The organism is Bacillus sp. FJAT-27916 (genome assembly GCF_001183965.1).
Classification (GTDB): Bacteria; Bacillota; Bacilli; order Bacillales; family Pradoshiaceae; genus Pradoshia.
This window is the reverse complement of the sequence record NZ_LFZV01000001.1, coordinates 1666960-1686590: the sequence shown is the minus strand read 5'-3', so window position 1 is coordinate 1686590 and position 19631 is coordinate 1666960. Positions and strand designations below refer to the sequence as shown.

Annotated in this window: 16 protein-coding genes, 1 other RNA gene and 1 riboswitch; of the genes, 3 read left to right on the top strand and 14 right to left on the bottom strand. The window is 43.5% G+C overall.

The window, feature by feature from the left end:
* Positions 1-60 precede the first annotated feature (60 nt).
* From AC622_RS08135 to AC622_RS08125, 4 genes are all read right to left on the bottom strand, one after another.
* Positions 61-903 carry a sulfurtransferase gene (locus tag AC622_RS08135; RefSeq protein WP_049670618.1) on the bottom strand — a complete coding sequence of 281 codons (843 nt, stop codon included), beginning with the start codon at positions 901-903 and terminating at the stop codon, positions 61-63.
* Positions 869-4507, bottom strand: coding sequence for a dynamin family protein (locus AC622_RS08130; RefSeq protein ID WP_049670617.1), 3639 nt, complete (start codon positions 4505-4507; stop codon positions 869-871). Before AC622_RS08130 ends, AC622_RS08135 begins: the two co-directional genes overlap by 35 nt.
* Before the next feature lie 436 nt (positions 4508-4943).
* The gene (locus tag AC622_RS21515) at positions 4944-5072 is read right to left on the bottom strand and encodes a hypothetical protein (protein ID WP_269431779.1); all 129 of its coding nucleotides are present in this window, start codon (positions 5070-5072) and stop codon (positions 4944-4946) included.
* A 97-nt stretch (positions 5073-5169) separates the two neighbouring features.
* Positions 5170-5601 (bottom strand): VOC family protein, encoded by a 432-nt coding sequence (locus AC622_RS08125; protein ID WP_049670616.1) that lies wholly within the window; start codon positions 5599-5601, stop codon positions 5170-5172.
* Positions 5602-5922: 321 nt separating this feature from the next.
* On the opposite strand from AC622_RS08125, the gene AC622_RS21510 reads away from it, so the two are divergent.
* Positions 5923-6051 (top strand): hypothetical protein, encoded by a 129-nt coding sequence (locus AC622_RS21510; RefSeq protein ID WP_269431778.1) that lies wholly within the window; start codon positions 5923-5925, stop codon positions 6049-6051.
* A gap of 31 nt (positions 6052-6082) precedes the next feature.
* On the opposite strand, the gene AC622_RS08120 is transcribed toward AC622_RS21510, so the two are convergent.
* The 3 genes from AC622_RS08120 to AC622_RS08110 form a co-directional block, all read right to left on the bottom strand.
* Positions 6083-6682, bottom strand: a complete 600-nt coding sequence (locus AC622_RS08120) for a response regulator transcription factor (RefSeq protein WP_049670615.1) — start codon at positions 6680-6682, stop codon at positions 6083-6085.
* Positions 6679-7818: a sensor histidine kinase gene (locus AC622_RS08115; RefSeq protein ID WP_049670614.1), complete on the bottom strand. Its 1140-nt coding sequence runs from the start codon at positions 7816-7818 to the stop codon at positions 6679-6681. Before AC622_RS08115 ends, AC622_RS08120 begins: the two co-directional genes overlap by 4 nt.
* A 66-nt stretch (positions 7819-7884) precedes the next feature.
* Positions 7885-8904: a fatty acid desaturase gene (locus AC622_RS08110; RefSeq protein ID WP_049670613.1), complete on the bottom strand. Its 1020-nt coding sequence runs from the start codon at positions 8902-8904 to the stop codon at positions 7885-7887.
* Positions 8905-9795: 891 nt separating this feature from the next.
* Between AC622_RS08110 and AC622_RS08105 the strand changes: the two genes are divergently transcribed.
* Positions 9796-9975, top strand: a complete 180-nt coding sequence (locus tag AC622_RS08105) for a hypothetical protein (protein WP_049670612.1) — start codon at positions 9796-9798, stop codon at positions 9973-9975.
* Between the two features lie 43 nt (positions 9976-10018).
* Here the strand turns inward: AC622_RS08105 and AC622_RS08100 are convergent, their stop codons facing one another.
* The 6 genes from AC622_RS08100 to AC622_RS08070 all read right to left on the bottom strand — a co-directional run bounded on the left by AC622_RS08100 (position 10019) and on the right by AC622_RS08070 (position 17739).
* Positions 10019-11332 (bottom strand): nucleobase:cation symporter-2 family protein, encoded by a 1314-nt coding sequence (locus AC622_RS08100; RefSeq protein ID WP_049670611.1) that lies wholly within the window; start codon positions 11330-11332, stop codon positions 10019-10021.
* Complete coding sequence (locus AC622_RS08095) at positions 11322-11918, bottom strand: xanthine phosphoribosyltransferase (RefSeq protein WP_049670610.1); 597 nt, start codon at positions 11916-11918, stop codon at positions 11322-11324. The genes AC622_RS08100 and AC622_RS08095 overlap by 11 nt, the downstream gene beginning before the upstream one ends.
* A gap of 151 nt (positions 11919-12069) precedes the next feature.
* Positions 12070-12187, bottom strand: a riboswitch (purine riboswitch).
* Positions 12188-12487: 300 nt separating this feature from the next.
* Positions 12488-13987 (bottom strand): carboxypeptidase M32, encoded by a 1500-nt coding sequence (locus tag AC622_RS08090; RefSeq protein WP_156185588.1) that lies wholly within the window; start codon positions 13985-13987, stop codon positions 12488-12490.
* Between the two features lie 94 nt (positions 13988-14081).
* Positions 14082-14507 (bottom strand): hypothetical protein, encoded by a 426-nt coding sequence (locus AC622_RS08085; RefSeq protein ID WP_049670609.1) that lies wholly within the window; start codon positions 14505-14507, stop codon positions 14082-14084.
* Positions 14508-14839: 332 nt separating this feature from the next.
* Positions 14840-15994, bottom strand: coding sequence for a THUMP domain-containing class I SAM-dependent RNA methyltransferase (locus AC622_RS08075; protein ID WP_439802307.1), 1155 nt, complete (start codon positions 15992-15994; stop codon positions 14840-14842).
* Positions 15995-16092: 98 nt separating this feature from the next.
* Positions 16093-17739, bottom strand: coding sequence for an ABC transporter substrate-binding protein (locus AC622_RS08070; RefSeq protein WP_049670606.1), 1647 nt, complete (start codon positions 17737-17739; stop codon positions 16093-16095).
* Positions 17740-17843: 104 nt separating this feature from the next.
* On the opposite strand from AC622_RS08070, the gene AC622_RS08065 reads away from it, so the two are divergent.
* A complete protein-coding gene (locus tag AC622_RS08065; protein ID WP_049670605.1) occupies positions 17844-19097 on the top strand; it encodes an MDR family MFS transporter in 1254 nt (417 codons plus the stop codon).
* Between the two features lie 110 nt (positions 19098-19207).
* On the opposite strand, the gene rnpB is transcribed toward AC622_RS08065, so the two are convergent.
* Positions 19208-19585: RNase P RNA component class B (rnpB, locus tag AC622_RS20630), an RNA gene on the bottom strand.
* Positions 19586-19631 lie beyond the last annotated feature (46 nt).

Below are 19631 nucleotides of genomic sequence, written 5' to 3'. Positions count from 1 at the left end.
TAGCATAGGAAGCCTCAGGCTGCCCCAAATAAAAATTGCCAGAAGCAAAGGTCTTCCACCTCAGTTTGTTTCAACAGGGTTTTCATCATAAGAGATCCAATCGCTAAAACTGCCGCCATAGACTTTTACATCCTGATAACCAGCCTGCTTGAGAGCAATGTAGTTAACACATGCGGTAATGCCAGACCCGCAATAAACCATAATGGATGTCTCTCTATCAATATCGGCAAAGCGGCCGGCAAGCTGGCTGTCCTTCAAATAGAGGCCATCATCTAGATTTCCCATCCATTCATAATTGATGGCTTTCGGGATATGGCCGCACTTCGCATCAATTGGCTCATAGAGACCCATGTAACGGCCCTCTTCCCTGGAGTCAATCAAAACACCAGCTGCTTTGCCGGCTGAGAGTGCTTTCACCTCTTCGTATGCAGCCAAGACCTTATTTTCTTCTTCTGGCCAGTAATCAGAAGATGGCAAATTAGGAATTTCAGCTGTTACTGGATAACCCTGCTCTTTCCAAGCCTTCAAACCTCCATTTAAGACGTATACGCCGCTATAGCCATAAAGCTCGCTAAGCCAAAGAAATCGGGCAGCAAAGGCTCCTTCCCCTCCATCATAGGCAATGACGATGGAATCTTGGTCAACGCCTAATTGCTGCATAAAACGGACGAACGTTTCTTTTGAAGGCAGCGGATGCCTGCCCCCATGCTCCAATACTTTTGAGGAAAGGTCTCCTCCAGTATCTGCATAGGCAGCTGAGGGAATGTGCTCTTCATTATAGCTTTCCCGTCCCTTCCCCTCATTAGATAGGTCATATTGGCAATCGACGATCCTCACGCGGCTGTCGGTCAATCGCTGGAACAGCCATTCAGTTTCTTGTATAAGTGTCAACCTTTCGATCATTCCCTTCTCTCTTCATTATGCTGCCAAGGCGTTCAGCTGCCTGCTCGTAAGCAGCCGGATTCGACTGCTCCTCTAGCATTTGCTTTAGGCCAGAAACAATCTCTGCCCCATCAGCCAGCATGGAGCTGGTCAATTGTTCGCCTAATGCCTCAGTTATATACTCTGCATACGATAACAGACTTTTCTTTTGTTCGGTATAGTATTCATCAATCAGCGTCTCAAGCTTGTCATAAACAGACCGCTCCATCGCTTTGCGTCCATCCTTTTCGAAGAAGGCATTTGTCCCCTTGAATAGTCTTAATTCCTCCTTGAAATCACTTGCACTCACATTCTGTAATGGAGATTGTTGGAGGAATTCCTCTTGGACTGCGAGAGAAGGCTCGCCAAATGCCCAATCCTTCTGAACTGCTTGAGCTGATTCTGCCAGTCGCAGATAGGCTTCCCTCATTGTCTTCTCAATCGCCTTCTCTAACCGAAGCGAGGCAGCCTGCCATTCATTCATGATCACCAATTTCATATCATCAAGCAGGAGATTCATGCTTCTGACTAATGATTGTCTATCATTGGTTATTCTTCCAGGGTGGAAGTATTCCTTGAAAACACTCGGGAAATTCAAGCCTAAACGCTGCTTGCTGTAGAACAGGAGCTCTTCTGCCTCCTGCCTTGCCAATTCACCTTCATGAGTAAATGTTTTTTCTTGCAGGAGCTTTTGAATCTCTTGCCAGTTTCGTTCAAGCGATTCTTTTCTCTCCCGCTTCTTCTCTTCACTCTCATTTGCCAACTCAACCGACTGACATAATAAATGATAGGCTTTCTGCAGCTCCGACCAACTTGCGGTGAGCAGCAAGGATTTTAAGTCATGATCAAGAAACCCATGGAAGGCCTCCTCAAATTTTTCGAACAAATAGACATAGCGCTCGGCATTCTCATCCTGCGAGCCTGTTCGCATCTGTAGTGCCGATCGGCTCGAGATAGGGAATATACGTGGATTCCTGATGCCAGATTCCCTTAACTGAGAATCCAAGTATTCCACCACTAGCTCTCGTTCCTGTTCATCCGCTGCAAGGTCTGCCGCATTCAAAAGGAAGAACATTTTATCCAAGCTGAAGGAATCCTTTACCCGGCCCAATTGGTCAAGGAAGTTCCTGTCTGCCCTCGAGAAAGGATGGTTATAATACGTTATAAAGCAAATCGCATCCGAGTGCTTAATATAATTGAATGATGTACCTGTATGTCTAGCATTAATCGAATCTGCTCCAGGAGTATCGACAAGAATGACTCCTTTTCTCGTCAGTTCACAATCATAATACAGATCAATCTTCTCAATGAAGCAGGATTTTGCTTCATCCGTCGCATAGGCGGCAAAATCATCGATGCTAACCGTGAATACTTCCCCAAGATTGGCTTTGAACTGGTCAATACCGGTCATGAATGCTTCCAGGAAGGAAGCACGAAGTCCAAGTGCCTCTCTTTTCTTAGCTAAAAGAGTCTTTGCCTGGCGCTTCGCCAGCTCCAAATCTTGGACATTAAGCCCTTCATCCAACCATATACCGTTCAAATCATCAATTAGCATCTTTTCTGTCTTAGCGAAAATGACCGCCGTTCCATTCCGATGCTCACCAGTGGGCGGGAGAATTCGATTGATAACGGCTGTTGTTGGATTTGGAGAGACTGGCAGTAAATTAGACCCTAAAAGAGCATTGGCAAAGGACGATTTGCCTGCACTGAAGGCACCAAATAAAGCTAATGTATACGTTTGGTTTTGGAAGCTGAGTGAACGAGCGCTCAATTCTGCCGCTTGCTTCTTAAACCCTGGAACATCCTTTAATATCGCAGCAGCTTGCAAAAGCCGGTCCATAATATCATTAGCGGGCGGAAGATTTACTTGATTCTTTTCATCTCCGTCAACCGCCGGTTCATCCAATTCTTGCTCTGACAGATTCATCTCATCCGTTGCTTTCGGAATGATAACCTCCACCTGTTCTTCCGGTTTCAGGAAATCCTCAATCTCAGCTAGCGGGAACCTTGGCCGCTTCCCTAATTCTTTCATAACCTCTGCCTCATAAGCCAATTGCTCCTGTTTGGCATTCTGCCACTTATCCCATACTTCCAAGAGATCCGGGGTTTCTTCCATTCTTACTTTCACCGTTTTAAATAAGCCTTTACGTTCCTTTTCCCAATCATTAAACAATCTGTCTGCCAAAATCTTTGCCTGATGTAACGATGATTTCTTAATATCTGAGGCAAGACGGTCAGAGAAGTTCAGAACAAGGTCACCTGTCATAGCGGCAAGCGGCTCTATCTTTAACAAATCACCGTACGGAATTTCATACGTAAACGCTTGTATAAGATCCAATCCCTTTTGCTTATCACCAGGATACTCTGAAAGCAGATTACGAAACAGTTCCTGCAGGTGCCAGATGACGGTAGAATCTGTCTGCTTCTTCACATCCTCCTCTAGCAGCTGCCTTCTTCGCTCACGCTCCTGCAAGGTTTTCTGTTTCCCAAAGAAGCCGATCTTAAAGGAGGTAACATTAGCTTCAAGGTATTGCCTTACAATCTCCCTCGTTTCATAAGGTGTCAGGTTTGCATTCTTCAGAATGGCATTGGCCTTCTCCTCAAAGCGGCGTTTCGCTTCCTCACCATATGTCTGGATTTTCTTATCCAGCCGCTCTGACTGCTCAACCGCTTCCAATAAGACAGGATCATAGGAACGAAGCTTTTCAGATAGGGCCATATACAAATCCTCATCCTGTGCATTCCTCCATGCAAGATGCTCATCAATAAGTCTTCTTACAAGGGAAGGAATATCCATTTGTAACGGGATCCTTGAAAGCTCTTCAATCTTCTCCTTCACCTTCCGAGCCTGATTATACGGATGGTCTTCATCTCTCATGGTTGTATAATAAATCTCCTCAGGCTTTACATCCCACTCATGGAATGCCCGCCTCACACTCTCCTTGATGGTGGAGAAGGGAAGCTCTCGATCGTCATGCTTATCGATCTGATTGATGATGATATACAGCTTTTTCCCCATCTTCGTTAAATCTTTCGTAAACTGAAAATTGACCTCTGACTGAATATGGTTATAATCCGTCACATAAAAAACAGAATCAGCCATATGAAAGCTTGAAGCAGTCGAACGTTCATGTGCATCATCAGTCGAATCAATTCCCGGTGTATCGAGAAGGGCAACCTGGTCCCCAAAGGGAAAACCTTCAATTCGTAAATTAATACTTTGTATTTCCGCACCATTCTTCGCATAATCTTTCATCACTGAAAAATTGATTGGCGGAGGAAATACAGCAATCCGTCCGTCAGCCAATGTAATTCGAGCTTCCCCGTTACCGCTTTCAATACGAACGATATTCGCACTCGTTGGGATAGGACTCGATGGCAGCACAGTCTGGCCAAGCAAATAATTGATAACCGTAGATTTCCCAGCCGAAAAATGTCCGCAAAAAGCTAAACTGTACTTATTATCATACATTTTTTCCATGATTTCCTTCGTCTTTTCTGACCGCTCCCTATCCCCGCTTCGGTCAAAAAATCGATATATGCCGTAAAGATACATGTAATCATTCTGACTCTTGTGTGTGATCATAGCAATCCCCTTAAATTGTCGTGACTTCATTTTCTTATTTTACATGATAGACCGGCAAATTGACCATTGTTTATCCCCAATTCTGAAATCACCAAAAAAACAAAAAAGGAATCCGAAAGATGACTCTCCTTACGCATTCCTATACCGTTCACTTATTCATTTATACCAAGTCTAATCCAGCTAACCAAAGAGAGCGTTTGTAATTGGGATCCCTGAGACAAACACTCACTTTGGGCTGGCCACATTATTCAAAACATAAACCATCACCGTGCTAAAAGTTGTAACAGTTGTGCCGACAAATACCCAAACCATGATATGCACCTTCCCTGTTATGTAGTACAGTTGAGAATGTCTCTCACTATACTTATATCTTAGCATGGGTGATAATCATTTTCAATGGAAATTGAAACTTCCAAAACAACTTCCTCACAATCATTCAATCTTTTTCCTTCTCATTATGCTGAATCGTAATGGAAATCTCCTTCAATTCCTCACAGCCGCAGATATCACATTGGATAGGCCTATCATGCAATGTCCTGCAATGTGGACAATAATATTTCTTCATGGAATGTTCCGCCTTTTTCATCTATCTTATGCACTTGCTGATCAATCGGACCCAGATTTAAGGTCTAGATGAATCAGCCACAGAACATCTTTCAAGGCTAAAAAACGAGCATTCCATTCTGATCAAACTGGAAGTTCGGTCCCCAAACAACCTCCCAGTAATATCCGTCCAAATCGGTAAAATAGGCATGGTAGCCGCCCCAAGAGGCATCCTGCGGTTCCTTCACGATAGTCGCACCAGCGCTACGTGCCAGTTCAATGATGTTCTGAACATCCTCTTTCTGCTCCACATTATAGGCCAAAGTAATACCGTTAAAACCCGTTCCAATTGAAGGAGGGTCTGATTCCCGAATATCCTTTGCCAATTCTTCGAGCGGGAATAATTCAAATTTCGTCCCCGGAGTGTTGAAGAATATGACTTCCGGTTGATTCCTTTTCTCATTTGTCTGAAAACCTAACTTGTCCCTATAAAACCTGACTGATCGCTCCATACTTCTGACACCTAAACAAATACATGTCACCTTATTCATATGAGTAACCTCCTTATTTCTTGAACATCCTGCTATAATGATACGATGCCGATCATAACCCCTCATGTAAAAATACGGACTTACCTTGGCTCTCCTTCGTTATATCCTTCATGTCGAGAACATAAAAATCAGGAAAACTCATCTTCAGACATTCTTCCGTAATACGCACCCTTCCTTTTAACCTTTTCTACCATTATACCAAATAATCCCATTTGAACTTTTAAGTAAGACGAAAAAAACTCTGCTTTTGGCAGAGTTCCCATTTAATAGAAAAATGAATATAATAGTAGAAAGTCATATCATAAAAAGGAGTTCATAATTGTGGATTTGTTAATTGGAATAGCCCTCATTCTTATCGTATTCATTACAGGAAATAACCTGGAACGAATCCTTAAGAGCATCAAACAGCAAAACAAAGAAATCATTGCGTTATTAAAGAAGGAAAAATAACTACATAAAAAAATAGCCCGCTGCTTAAAGACTATTTAAACCAGCCCTTTTCCTTAGACTGTGTAATGGCTTCTATCCGGTTCTTCACATCCAGTTTATCGAAAATGGCTGATATATAATTGCGGACCGTGCCTGTCTTAATGTCCAGCTCTGCGGCAATTTCTTTCGTATTCATTCCATCCGCAACAAGAACAAGCACCTCCCGCTCGCGGTCTGTGAGCGGGTTTGCTTCTGCATAGGCACTATCTATCAGCTCAGGTGCGTAGATTCTTCGTCCTCCATGAACAAGACGGATTGAGCCTGCCAGTTCTTCGCTTGGGCTGTCTTTAAGGAGATAGCCGCTCACCCCAGCCTGAAGTGCCCGCTGAAAATAGCCAGTTCTCGCAAATGTCGTCAAAATAATGACCTTGCAGCCATGCCCTTTTAGCTTTTCAGCCGCCTCAAGTCCGGTCATTCCCGGCATTTCAATATCCATTAAACAAATATCTGGCTGATGCTTCGCGACAAGTGCAAGTGCCTCCTCGCCATTTGATGCTTTCCCGACCACATCCATATCGTCCTCAAGCGCCAGCAAGGAACCAAATGCTCCAAGAATCATTTGCTGATCCTCCGCAATCACAATCTTGATCATGCCCGCCCCTCCTTCACAACCTGCTTTGTTTCATTCGGCACTTTAATAATCAGGCAGGTACCTTCATTCAGAGCAATTTCAAAGCTGCCATTTACAAACTCCAGCCGTTCTTTCATCCCCATGAGGCCATGACCTCTGTCAAGGCTGGACTCATATCCTTTGAAGACACCATTATCCCTTACTGTCATAACGGTTTCCTTCCAATCTTGCTCAAAAATCACCTTACATTCCGTTGCACCGCTGTGCTTAACAATATTCGTCACAGACTCCTTTAAGCACATGCTGAGGATATTTTCCGTCAAACTCGGAATATCCTTTAATTTTTGCCTTTCATCAATGCTAAAGTGGATATTAGCTGCATTCAGCATCGTTTCCGCTAACACGATTTCATCCTTTAAACGGATACTCCTCATCGATGAAACCATCTTTCGTACCTCGTTCAGCGCCGTCCTAGCCGTCTGCTGAACATCGACAAGCTCTGCGGCAGCCTGTTCCGGATTCTTGTAAACTAGTCTTCTGGCCAGATCACTCTTTAACCCTATGAGACTAAGCTTTTGCCCTAATGTATCATGGAGATCGCGGGCAATCCGTTCTCTCTCCTCTACCACCAATAATTCTGAGATTTTCTTATTGGCATCATCCAATTTTTCTTCCAAACGCCCAAGTACTTTGCGATTTCGAATCGTAAATGGGAGCAGAGTAATACTGAGCCACGTGATGATGATAAACGGCATTTGCTTCAGGAAGAAAGCCTGATGCAGCAGGATGCCCAAATAAATCGAGACGCCTGTACTGATCAGCAGAAGGACATAAATGGCGATAAAATCAGCCTTCTTCTTAATATTCCCTGCCAGATAAGCAAGAAAGAAGGCAAAATAAATATAGCCAAACAAAATGGTCATAACTGTAAAACCGCTCATCAGCACGATCGCCCATACATACTTCATCCATCCAGTTGTTTTATAGGCAACCCTGAACAAGGAAAGAAAAAGCAGCGTTACGACAATACCCGTCATTTTATATTGATTCGATGCATCCGATTGCAAAATGAAATAGAACGGCAGTATGCAAAGAATGGCCCATACATATGGGGAAAGCCCGCTTGTTTTCAAGAAGGCAATATAATTTTTGATCATGTGAAAACCTCTTTTAAAGTACGTCTCCCTTTTCCTTATCGTACCATTTCCATGCGGAAATGGCAGTTATATGACTTCACTTTTTAAAGAAATTTTAGCCTTTCCTTCACGGAAGGTGACGAACTTTTTCTTCTGTTCATCCCATAAGCGGAATCGGAGCGATTTCAAGCTTGTCATTAACGTAATGGTCGGTACATGCTGCAATGGCTTCGTATCCATATGAGCATCGGCGAGCTTGTAATTTGGGACCCTTGGGCTTAAATGATGCACATGGTGGTAGCCAATATTCCCTGTCATCCATTGAAGAAGCTTTGGAAGCTGGTAATAGGAGCTTCCTTCAACGGCCGCTTTCACGTATTCCCAATCCTCATTCTCTTCAAAATAGGAATCCTCAAAGGTATGCTGGACATAGAATAGCCAAATGCCTGCAACACCCGAGAGATAAAAAATGATTCCTTGGATCATCAAGAAGGCTTGCCAGCCTACTAAATAACACATTAACGCCCAAATAGCTGCAATAGCCGCATTCGTGAAATACGTATTCCTTCTTTCCTTCTTTCCGGCATTTTTGCGATTAAAGCGATTGCTGATTAAAAACGCATAAATGGGTCCAATCCCGAACATGACTAGCGGATTACGGTACAAGCGATATTGGATGCGAGTCCACTTGGACGCTTGATAATACTCCTCCACCGTCAGCATCCACATATCCCCGACTCCGCGCTTATCCAGGTTACCGCTGCCGGCATGATGGACATTATGGCTGTGCTGCCATTGTTTAAATGGGAATAAGGTCATAATTCCGCTGATATTCCCAAGAATCACATTAGCTTTTCTGCTTTTAAAAAAGGAATTATGGCAACAATCATGGAAGATAATAAAGATTCTCACCAAAAAACCTGCAGCCACCACGGCAGGCGGAATCATTAGCCATACCGAAACAGATAAACCTAGGTAAGCTATATACCATAAGAGGATAAAAGGTACGAACGTATTCACTATTTGTTTAACGCTCTTCTTCGTTTCCGACTTTTCATACGGATTCATCGATTTTCGCAGCCGAAGCTGCTCTTCTTTCATTTTCATATCGTCCCATCCCTTATTCTTTATTGATTGTTCTTTTCATACATTATAGAAAAAGGAACAGAGATTTGGCAGACATAGCTGTCATAGCGCCTATATGACATTTGTCATGTACAGGCCTGTTCTCAACACGTCAAACCCTTCTGTGGCGGGGATTATGCACAACTAAGCAATACACTTTTTTTCAAAAAAATTACACTTTTGGGCAAGCTTACGGAGGAAAAATTGAACCTTCAAAAATATGTGAATAAGGGATGATGAGTGGTTGAACCAACAAAGCAATTACATGAATTCACAAAAATTCGCGATGAACACATCGCTGATTAGAACAAAGCATTGTCGCCAGGCACTTACTTCATTGGATTGAATATCTAATGAAGATTATCTTGCTTTCTTTTAGGAAGTAAATGACAAACCAATCATTCTTACCAAACAAGAGATAATACCCGGAATGGAGCAATCAATCAGCCATTTTTCAGGAGCTAATAAGCGGTTTGATAACAGAGTTATTCGTCTTCAAAATAACGAAAAGGCCGTTGTATTATATGATCAGTTAATAAGAATGAGGAAGTAGCAGCAAGACTCTTAATATTCGAAAACTGCTATTCATTAGTTTGGGACGGCTTTTTCACCATCATAAAAGATAATTACTTCTTATGAGGGATGGCAGGAGCATTCATAAATAAATTGCTGTTCATCATAGGTGCGATGACTAGTTTATAAAAGGAAAATTTCATATCCGAGGCATACGTCAACCGAGATATCGGGACTCCAAAAGCACGATAAAACGATTAGGCTACACCTTTTATACGAAATACTAATCACATTTTTCATAAGCGATTCATCTTTTTGATATAATAAACGGAGACCAAACAAGCATGAGGGTGATTGACAGTGGAAGAACAAGAACAACAGCAGCAATATGATCTCGATAAAATCTATACATATAAGGAGCTTCCGGATAAAATAGCCGGTCGATGCGATAATTGCGGAAATACGCATTTTAAAAGCTCCGTGAAGGATATGGTATTTCTTCGGGAATGCCGCAAGTGCGGGATGAAGAAGTCGATATAAGCACAAAAAGATGGTTCCTATGAGGAACCATCTTTTTTACGTTTTACGAAGCCATTTCTTCTTTCCGTTGAATCATTTGGCCTTCCTTCGCTTTCTTGCCAAATACATTAAAGATGAGGTTAAGAGCGATTGCTGTCAGGCCGCCTGCGACAATCCCGTTCTCTGTAAGAATGCGTAAGCCTGAAGGCAGGTTTTGGAACATTTCAGGTACGACTGAAACACCAAGGCCAAGGCCGCATGCACAAGCGATAATCAAGAGATTCTCCTGGGAATGAAGATCAACCTTGCTTAGCATTTTGATGCCTGCTGATAATACCATACCGAACATCGCCACCATCGCACCGCCAAGAACCGCACTTGGAATGACCGTTGTCAATGCAGCAATTTTCGGGCTGAAGCCAAGGATCACCAAGAACGCACCGGCTGTGTAAATGACATTTTTAGAGCGAACGCCGGACATTTGAATTAAACCAACGTTTTGGGAGTAGGTCGTATAAGGCAGCGAGTTGAAGATACCTCCTAGAACAATTGCCAGCCCTTCTGCTCTATAGCCTTTTGCGAAATCCTTCTCCTCTAATTTCTCTTCACAAATATCTGATAGAGCCAGATATACCCCTGTTGATTCAACAAGACTGACCATTGCGACCAGAATCATCGTTAAGACAGGGATTAATTCAAAGGACGGCATCCCGAAATAGAATGGCTGTGGCGTTAATAATACGTCCGCATCGAGAATTGCTTGAATATCCACCTTGCCCATGAATGCCGCGGCAACGGAGCCTGCAATCAAACCAAGCAAAATAGAGATTGCTCTTATAAAACCAGTAGAAAATTTATATAAAATAACAATGAACAGCAATGTACCAAAAGCGAGCAATATGTTAGAAATTGAACCAAAATCACTTGCCCCTTGTCCCCCAGCCATATTATTCATGGCAGTAGGAATCAAGGTCATACCAATGATTGTGACAACAGATCCGGTTACCACCGGCGGGAAGAAAGCTAATAGTTTACTGAAATACTTACTAATTAAGATAACAAATAATCCAGATGCCAAAATTGCTCCATAAATGGCTGGAATACCATAATCCCCGCCAATCGCAATCATAGGCCCTACTGCTGTAAATGTACAACCTAGAACAACCGGGAGGCCAATTCCAAAGAATCGATTCTTCCATACTTGCAGCAATGTGGCAATTCCGCACATTAAGATATCAATAGACACAAGGTGAGTGAGCTGTTCAGGTGTCAGTCCGATGCCGCCGCCGACAATCAAAGGAACAATAACCGCACCTGCGTACATCGCGAGCACGTGCTGCAAGCCAAGTGACGCTGTTTGCCATTTATTAGCCTTCATGGATGAGTTCCTCCTCTTTCTTGAAGGTTACCATTCCACCTTCAAGCGATTCAATTCTAGCGAGCGATTCAACGCGATAGCCTTTCTTACGAAGATTTGCTCCTCCGTCCTGGAATTCCTTCTCAATGACGATGCCAATCCCGGCAATCTTCGCACCAGCCTGCTTAACAAGGTCAACAAGACCGAGAGCCGCCTGACCTTTTGCCAAAAAGTCATCAATAATAAGTACGGTATCTTCTTTATTCAGGAATTTACGCCCGATGCAAATTTGATTCTCTTCTTGCTTAGTGAAGGAATAGACGGATGCTGTATACAAATCATCCTGCAAGGTTAGTGACTTCTTCTTACGCGCGAACAGAACTGGAATCTGTAATTCAAGTCCTGCCATTACGGAAGGAGCAATACCGGAGGATTCAATCGTCACGATTTTTGTAATTCCCATTCCCTTAAATCGTTTAGCGAACTCTTTCCCAATCTCGCTCATTAATTGCGGATCCAATTGATGGTTTAAAAACGTATCCACCTTAAGGACGTCATCTGATAGCACTTGGCCTTCTGTCATGATTTTTTCTTTTAGTTTTTCCAAAGTCGTCTTCCTCCAATTTCCCTTTAGGCAATCGCATATCATCATATACAAAAAGGACCCATGAACTGCTGCGTACCTAAAAGTGGGTAACACAACAATTCACAGGTCCTATAAACATATGGGACTGTCAATCTATAGGCAAATCAAATCAATGCCAGCTGTTCCCACTCATAGTCAGATTATTTTGGCGCCCTATGCGCACTGGTAATCCGGTAGATACTTGCAGGCCATATCCCTGCGATTATATGAGTGCAATGTCGTTTTTTGAATATGAATTGAATTATAGCAATCTTTTACCGGAATGGGAAGTATTTTTCGCCAGATAATTCGCAGGAAAAATCATGCAAATCCTTTTCACATAAATACGGTAATGACTAATATAGTAAGCAAAACAACTATTATTGCTGCCGCGATCAGGATGATTGAACGAATCTGTGCACGCTCCGGCATATATCCAGCATAAGCTGCGTTAAGTTAATAATAGCCTGTTATGATCATGAACAGCATGACGAAAACCAGAAAATATCTTACTTCAAACAAACTCAACAGTCCTCCCATTGAACGTTTGTTTACAGTTCATAAATCGTTTCGTATTTTTGCTTAAGATACTCCACCAAATATTGAGGGTTTAAATCTTCGCCTGTCGCCAGCTGAATGATTTCCTTTGGCGTTTTTCTTTTCCCGAATTGGTGCACATGTTTTGTCAGCCAGCCCTTGATTGGTTCGAGATTTCCTTGTTCAAGAAGTTCGTCAAACTCCGGAATTTCCTTCAGCATAGCCGCCTTCAGCTGTGCAGCATACATATATCCAAGCGCATAGGATGGGAAGTAACCGAACATCCCCCCTGCCCAATGCACATCCTGGAGAATCCCTTCCCCGTCATGCTCAGGTCTGATACCTAAGTATTCCTCGTATTTATCATTCCAAAGCTTAGGAAGCTCTTCGACAGATACTTCGCCATTAAAGATCATTTTCTCAAGCTCATAGCGAATCATAATATGCAAGGCATAGGTAAGTTCGTCGGCTTCCACACGAATTAACGACGGTTTTGATTCATTAATCGCTTCATAGAATGTGTCTAAATCAATCTTGTCAAATTGCTCTGGTGAGGCTTGTGTCAATTGATTGTAATGACTTAACCAGAAATGTTTGTTGCGGCCGATAAAGTTTTCGAAGAAGAGGGACTGGGATTCATGGATACCCATTGATGTCCCTGTGCATAGAGGTGTACCCTCTAACGCTTTATCAATATTCTGTTCATACACAGCATGCCCGCATTCATGAATCGTTCCGAACACCGCTACCCGGAAATCGGATTCATCATACTTCGTTGTAATCCGGACATCATTCGCATTCAGAGCAGTCGCAAATGGATGCACAGTTGTGTCCAGCCTGCCAGCCTCAAGGTCATAGCCTAATTCTTTAATGGCTTTCATACAGAATTCACGTTGATTGTCCTTATCGAAATGCTTATAAATAAAGTCTGTGTTGAGCTTTTTCTTCGATTCAGCTATTCTCTTCACTAACGGGACAATTTCAGCCTTTAGGGCACCAAATACCTCATCCAGCACCTCGACCGTCATGCCCGGCTCATACATATCAAGCAGGGCATCGTATGGCCGCTCCTCTTTGCCCCAATAGCGAATGAAAGTCTTGTTTGTTTCGATCAATTGCTCTAAATATGGACGGAAGAGTTGATAATCTGCCTTGTCCTTTGCTTCCTCCCAGATACTTTCCGCCTTTGACTGCAGCTGAACGTATTCCTTGTACTCATCAGCTGGGATTTTGCTCATGCGACCAAACTCAAGACGGCATTCCTTCACAATATCCTTAATCATTTCCTCCTCACCGTCATAATCGGCAAGCTCCTTTAAGTATTTCTCCATCTTTTCTCCAGTCGCCATTTCAAAATGAACCTTCGATAGGATGGAAATTACCTGGCTCCTTTTATCAATTGTTTTTTTCGGTGCACCAGTCCGCAGGTCCCAGCCAATTAATGCAGAAGCCTCACGATAGGCATCCATTGTTTGTATGTATTCCAGAAACTCTTTTTCTATTTGTGTACTCAATGCTCTCTCCTCCTCACAAAACTATACAGATAATTCTATCACAACATGGCGACAGCACTCCCTACATCATTCGCTATTGCAGACGAATTTCCCTCTAATCCTTTGGGGGAATATTTAGTTTCAATGATTTCATCTCCTCCTCTGCGGTAAATGAATAGGTGATTAAAGGGTCTTCTGGCTCCCCTGCACCTGCCGGCTCTACTTTTAGTCCCTTATACATTCCTTCTATGGAATCATAATCTGTGCGGTAAATCTTCAGTGTATAAGCAGCTCCAATTGTCACATCCAATTCAAATTGGCCCTTTTTTACGATGATGGACATAGCCTTCGGCAATGAAGCTACATGTCCATTTTGTATGCCGTTGGTCAAAATCTCAATCAAGTAGTTATCAGACGCACTATTCGTTTCCTGAATAAACACCCTTAATTTTTCAACTGAAAGTGATGGAGAGCTATTTTTTTGTATACATCCTGCCAGCATAAAGAGCAGGATGAGTGGAAAAGCAAATCTCTTTTCCAATGGAATGAACCCTCCTTTTGTCTATGTAATGGGAGTCTAGCTAATTTAGATTGATTGTTTTATTATATTTCTTGTTTTATGGGCGATTTCCTGCTATTTATGGGCGAAAATCTATTGGATAAGGGCGATACTGCTGCCGTTAAGGGCGAAAACACATCGTTTATGGGCGGACAAATCTGCGTATGGGCGATATCCCTCGAGTTTAAGCGAAATAACAAGCCTTTGGGCGATTGTTCCTTGTGTATGTGTATGGGTGAAAAATCATTTAAAGAGCGATATCCCCTTTCTACAAACAAAAAAACGCTGAGCAAAGGCTCAGCGTTTCATTAACATTATTCAGTTTCAGTTACTGTCTTGCGAGGCGGTCTTTTGCCCCAGTATTGATAATAATCCGTACGGATGAAGCCGTTAAACAGCTTGCGTTTCTTCGTTGCCGGCTTGCCGTAGAATTGCTCGAAGTTCTCATCAGAGGTCATCATATAAACAGACCATGTGTCATACGGTCTGAGGACCTCGCCCATTTCCTTATACATGCGTTCAACAGACGGACGGTCGCTTAATCGCTCACCGTACGGCGGGTTACCGATAATGACGCCATATTCCTTTGTTGTCGTGAAGTCCTTTACCTGCATTTGCTTGAACTCAATAAGGTCAGCAAAGCCGGCCTCGAGGGCGTTGTCCTTCGCAATTTGAACCATACGGTGGTCAATGTCATAGCCGGAGATATCAAGCGGCTGGTCATAGTTCGCTAGTTCATCCGCTTCATCACGGACCTTATCCCATATGCTTGAATCGATCATCGGCCATGTTTCAGACACGAATTCACGGTTAAATCCAGGTGCGATATTCTGGCCAATCATGGCCGCTTCAATTGCGATGGTACCTGAGCCGCAGAATGGATCAACAAGCGGGCGATCTGGTGTCCAGTTCGTGAGCTTTACTAGTGCTGCAGCCAAGGTCTCTTTCAGAGGCGCCTCCCCTTGTCCGGTCCGGTAGCCCCTCTTATGAAGTGCCTGCGGTCCAGTCGTATCAATCGTAAGCGTAGCACGGTCTTTCAATAGTCCAACCTCAATTCGGTACAATGGCCCATTTTCATCAAGCCAGCCGTCCTTTTTATACGCTTTTTTCATGCGTTCAACAATCGCTTTCTTTACGATAGCCTGGCAATCTGATACGCTGAATAATTTGGACTTAACCGATTTCCCAAGGACAGGGAATTCAGCTGTTTCATCTAAATAATTCTCCCATGGGAGCTTCTTTGTTTTCTCAAATAGCTCATCGAATGTGTACGCCTTGAACTCGCCAACAAGGATCTTCACCCTGTCAGCTGTCCGGAGCCACATATTCGCTCTCGCAATGGCGGTTTCATCCCCTTCAAAGAGGACCCGTCCATTTTCTACTGTGCATTCATATCCTAAGTCGCGCACTTCCTGCGCAACTAACGCTTCAAGCCCCATAGCGGCCGTCGCGATTAATGTCATTTTCATAATTTCACCCTATTCATTTACTATCCGTTTGCGCCTTTAATGATACAACTCCCCCCCGCCTATTGCAAACCTTATCGAGGAAAAAAGAAATCGATTTTTTAGAAGCTTGGCTTCATCCACAGCTTGGAGAAATCAGCATGCCCGAAATATCTGGTCTCTACATCCATGAGGTCATCCGTAAACAGAAAGCTTCTCTTAGAATAATAAAGAGGAACAGCTCGTGATGTTTCTATCAAAAAGCGTTCCATCTCGATATGCAGCGGCATCCACTCCGATACAGCTGTCATTGCATACCGTTTTAGCCACGCTTCCATATCAACACAGTCATCAAGAACGGATTGAAGAGGAGAGGTGCCGCCAAACAGGAACTGAAAGAAGGAGAACTTCTGGTCCATCTCAAACACCTCTCCATGGAAAAAGATATCGCAGCCATAGTCATTGATGCCATTATCGAGTGTGTCTGCAAACGGTACCTGTACCAATTCAACAGGACATCCAGCTCTAACAAGAATTTCTCTAAAGCGTTCGGCAGTCTGCCTGCTATATTCACTCATTTGAATCACCAGCGGTTTACGAAGGACTGGACAGTTTATTTCTCCCAGCTCATATGGCTGACTGATTCCTGCAAGAAACCCTTGTTCATTCGGAATCAATCTTGCATCAATCTCTCGAAGCAGCTGCCTGAGCTTTGTCACTTGAAAATGAAGAAAGTCTCTCACATCATCCCGGGCAATATCCGAATTCCGATAACTATTCATGATGATCAGCCCAAATCCAAAATCGCTGTCTACTTTATACGTCTCATAATTCTCCGATTGTGCGGACGACCGGTAGAGATTCTCAAAATCCCTCGGCACCTGTACATATTCAATTTCATCTAAAAAGGCACGTTCCTTATAATATTCCTGAAACGCATGCAGCAACGTCTTTGTGTCATCATTTCTGACAATAGAGAAGCTGCCTGTTCCGTATAGACTCCCTCCAGCTTCTTTATAAATGCTCGCGGCCATGATTCCAAGGAGATGAAGAGCGTAGTGGCATGGATAGCGAAATTCAAGGTCTATCACATAGGGACTTCTTGCCTTGATTGCTGAGACAGGCGCCCACATCCTTTCATAAAATGGATGCTGACTCATCTTCCTAAGACAGTCACATACATCCTCCGCTGACATGGGGGAACCGTCATGGAACTTTACACCTTTCCGCAGATAGAGACGCAGCCTGGCATCATTCAGCTCCCAGCTATGCGCCAGAGCAGGATGTACGCTGCTGTGTTCATCAACTGATACAAGCCGATCATAGACATTAGCAACCAGATTGGCACTATGGACATCCCGCGCTTTTAGCGGATGGGTCGTTATGAAGGGTCTCTTTCTCGGGATAATCAAACGGTCTTCTCCATCCTTCTCATAGCCGAGCCGGCTTTGAAAGTCACTCACAAGCCGAAGCTTACAATCTCTCGACCAATCCAATAAAAGGTGACGGGCACATTCCTCTATCTTACCGTCCTTCATCACCTCATGTACCCGTTTCTCATAAACCGCTTCCACATCCTTAAGCCATGTAATCTCAGAATACCTCCCGCGACCTGTTCCTCCTTTATAGTGCAGCCATCCTTCCTCATGCCATTTGTGTAAATAGCGTGTGGTTTGTTTCGTACTTAAGGAAAGCAAATCAGCCAGCTCACTGATTTTGACCTTCCCTGTGCGGGTATGCTGCCAAAGCGTAAGTAGTTTCGGTTCCACACACATCCCCCCCTCTCATGAAACTGGACATTATTTCTAAAATCGTCTATTTTCTAAACAATTCGTCTAGTTTAATATAAGGCGTACGAAGGGAGGAATACAAGATGAATTTCAAAACATTGCCGCAAAACATTAAGGTTCGGTTGATTACATCCTTCTTTAACCGGGCCGCATCAAGTGCCGTCATGCCTTTTATGGCCCTTTATTTCGCTCAGGAGCTCAATAAGATTTGGGCAGGACTCTTCTTGATTTTCACCGTGATGATTACCTTTGCGGCTAATTTGATCGGCGGCTATATTTCTGACCGATTTAAACGGAAAAAGGTGTTGCTTATCACTTCATCCTTAAGCACTCTTATGTTCCTCGGCATGACAGTCAGTCTTATGCCTAAGGATGATTGGGTCATTCTCTTCGCTGCTGCCTATATTGGATTCTTGATCACAAGCAGTCTTGGCCGTCCATGTATGCAAGCGATTATTATGGATTCTACCACCCCTGAGAACCGACGGGCCGTCTACGCCATCGATTACTGGCAAGTTAATCTTTCCATGGCTATCGGTGCCGCAATGGGCGGGCTCTTCTACTTGCATTATCAAAAGGAATTATTTATGGTCTTATCCTTCATTTCGTTCATGATTGTCATCGCTTATCATTTTTGGCTCATTGACAATCATACGCATGTTCAAAGCAAGAGCGGAAAGAATCTATTCTTGGACATCATTGATAATTATCAAGTTGCTTTAGCTGACAGACAGTATGTGAAGCTGGTCCTCGGCTTCACACTTATTCTCTCGGCAGAATTCTCACTGAACAGTTATATCGGCGTCCGGCTTGCTGAAAACTTCAATCCTGTGAAAATCTTCGGGTTTACGGCACAGGGGGTCCACATGCTCAGCATGTTAAACATCCTTAATATGGTTTCCGTCGTTCTCTTGACCTTCTTTGTCACAAAGATGGCGAGCCGGTTTTCGAATAAATCTGTCTTAATTACTGGTCTGATTATTTATGGTACCGGTTATGCAGTGATCACAGCTGCTGATACCTGGTATGTACTCTTGCTATTCGGTTTTGTGGCTACCATTGGTGAACTATTGTATTCGCCTGTCTATACGACCGAGCAAGCGAATATGATTCCTGCAGACAAGCGTGGCTCTTATTCCGCCTTTGCCGGAGCAGCTTATAATGGTGCTGAACTCATGGCACGGTTCTCTATCATTCTTGGAGCCTATCTAATTCCAAGCATGATGTCCGTCTATGTGGGATTGATTGTCACAGCCGGCACACTTCTCCTCTACCTCGCCTTGTACAGCAAAAAGGCTTTGGTTAAAGAGACAGGAGCTGTAAAGACAAGTTATTAAATCAACATAAAAGAAGCCGCCGACTTTCATTGCGAAAGTCGGCGGCTTCTTTATTCTTTCATAAGCCCTTAGGCTCTTCAATGTTCATTCATTATGCTTCCTAGATAACGTCCTGTAAGCCATGTTCTGTTCCTTCGTACTGCAATCGATTGGAAGAATCTCGTACTCCGGCGGCAATCATCTATCTTCAGATATAATCTGCCCTTTCCCATCGTTCATTTCCTTAGGAAAGGCGCCCCTACCAAATTTGGGTTTCTCGCTCGCGGGGTTTACCTCGTTCCACCCTTCCTGTTTCCAGAAAGGCTCCGTCACTGTGGCACTTTTATAGGTACCGGCACCATATCACAAAGACTTAGGTGCTTTCCCGGCCGTCAGCCTGAAACAGGCTGCCCTAGCTTATTGGGCTAGGCACGAACACTACAGGCATCTCAGCCTGTGCGAGCATGGACTTTCCTCTACAATTTGCATTGCAGCGATTACCCAGACGTTATCGCATAAAAGTTATTATAGCTTCAAAAACCACACATTGCAACC

Coding starts and splice junctions, on each gene's coding strand:
- AC622_RS21515 (WP_269431779.1), bottom strand. CDS start 5,072: ATGAAGAAATATTATTGTCCACATTGCAGGACATTGCATGATAGGCCT.
- AC622_RS08065 (WP_049670605.1), top strand. CDS start 17,844: ATGAATTTCAAAACATTGCCGCAAAACATTAAGGTTCGGTTGATTACA.
- AC622_RS08075 (WP_439802307.1), bottom strand. CDS start 15,994: ATGAAAATGACATTAATCGCGACGGCCGCTATGGGGCTTGAAGCGTTA.
- AC622_RS08115 (WP_049670614.1), bottom strand. CDS start 7,818: ATGATCAAAAATTATATTGCCTTCTTGAAAACAAGCGGGCTTTCCCCA.
- AC622_RS08110 (WP_049670613.1), bottom strand. CDS start 8,904: ATGAAAATGAAAGAAGAGCAGCTTCGGCTGCGAAAATCGATGAATCCG.
- AC622_RS08135 (WP_049670618.1), bottom strand. CDS start 903: ATGATCGAAAGGTTGACACTTATACAAGAAACTGAATGGCTGTTCCAG.
- AC622_RS08130 (WP_049670617.1), bottom strand. CDS start 4,507: ATGATCACACACAAGAGTCAGAATGATTACATGTATCTTTACGGCATA.
- AC622_RS08120 (WP_049670615.1), bottom strand. CDS start 6,682: ATGATCAAGATTGTGATTGCGGAGGATCAGCAAATGATTCTTGGAGCA.
- AC622_RS08100 (WP_049670611.1), bottom strand. CDS start 11,332: ATGAAGGCTAATAAATGGCAAACAGCGTCACTTGGCTTGCAGCACGTG.
- AC622_RS08125 (WP_049670616.1), bottom strand. CDS start 5,601: ATGAATAAGGTGACATGTATTTGTTTAGGTGTCAGAAGTATGGAGCGA.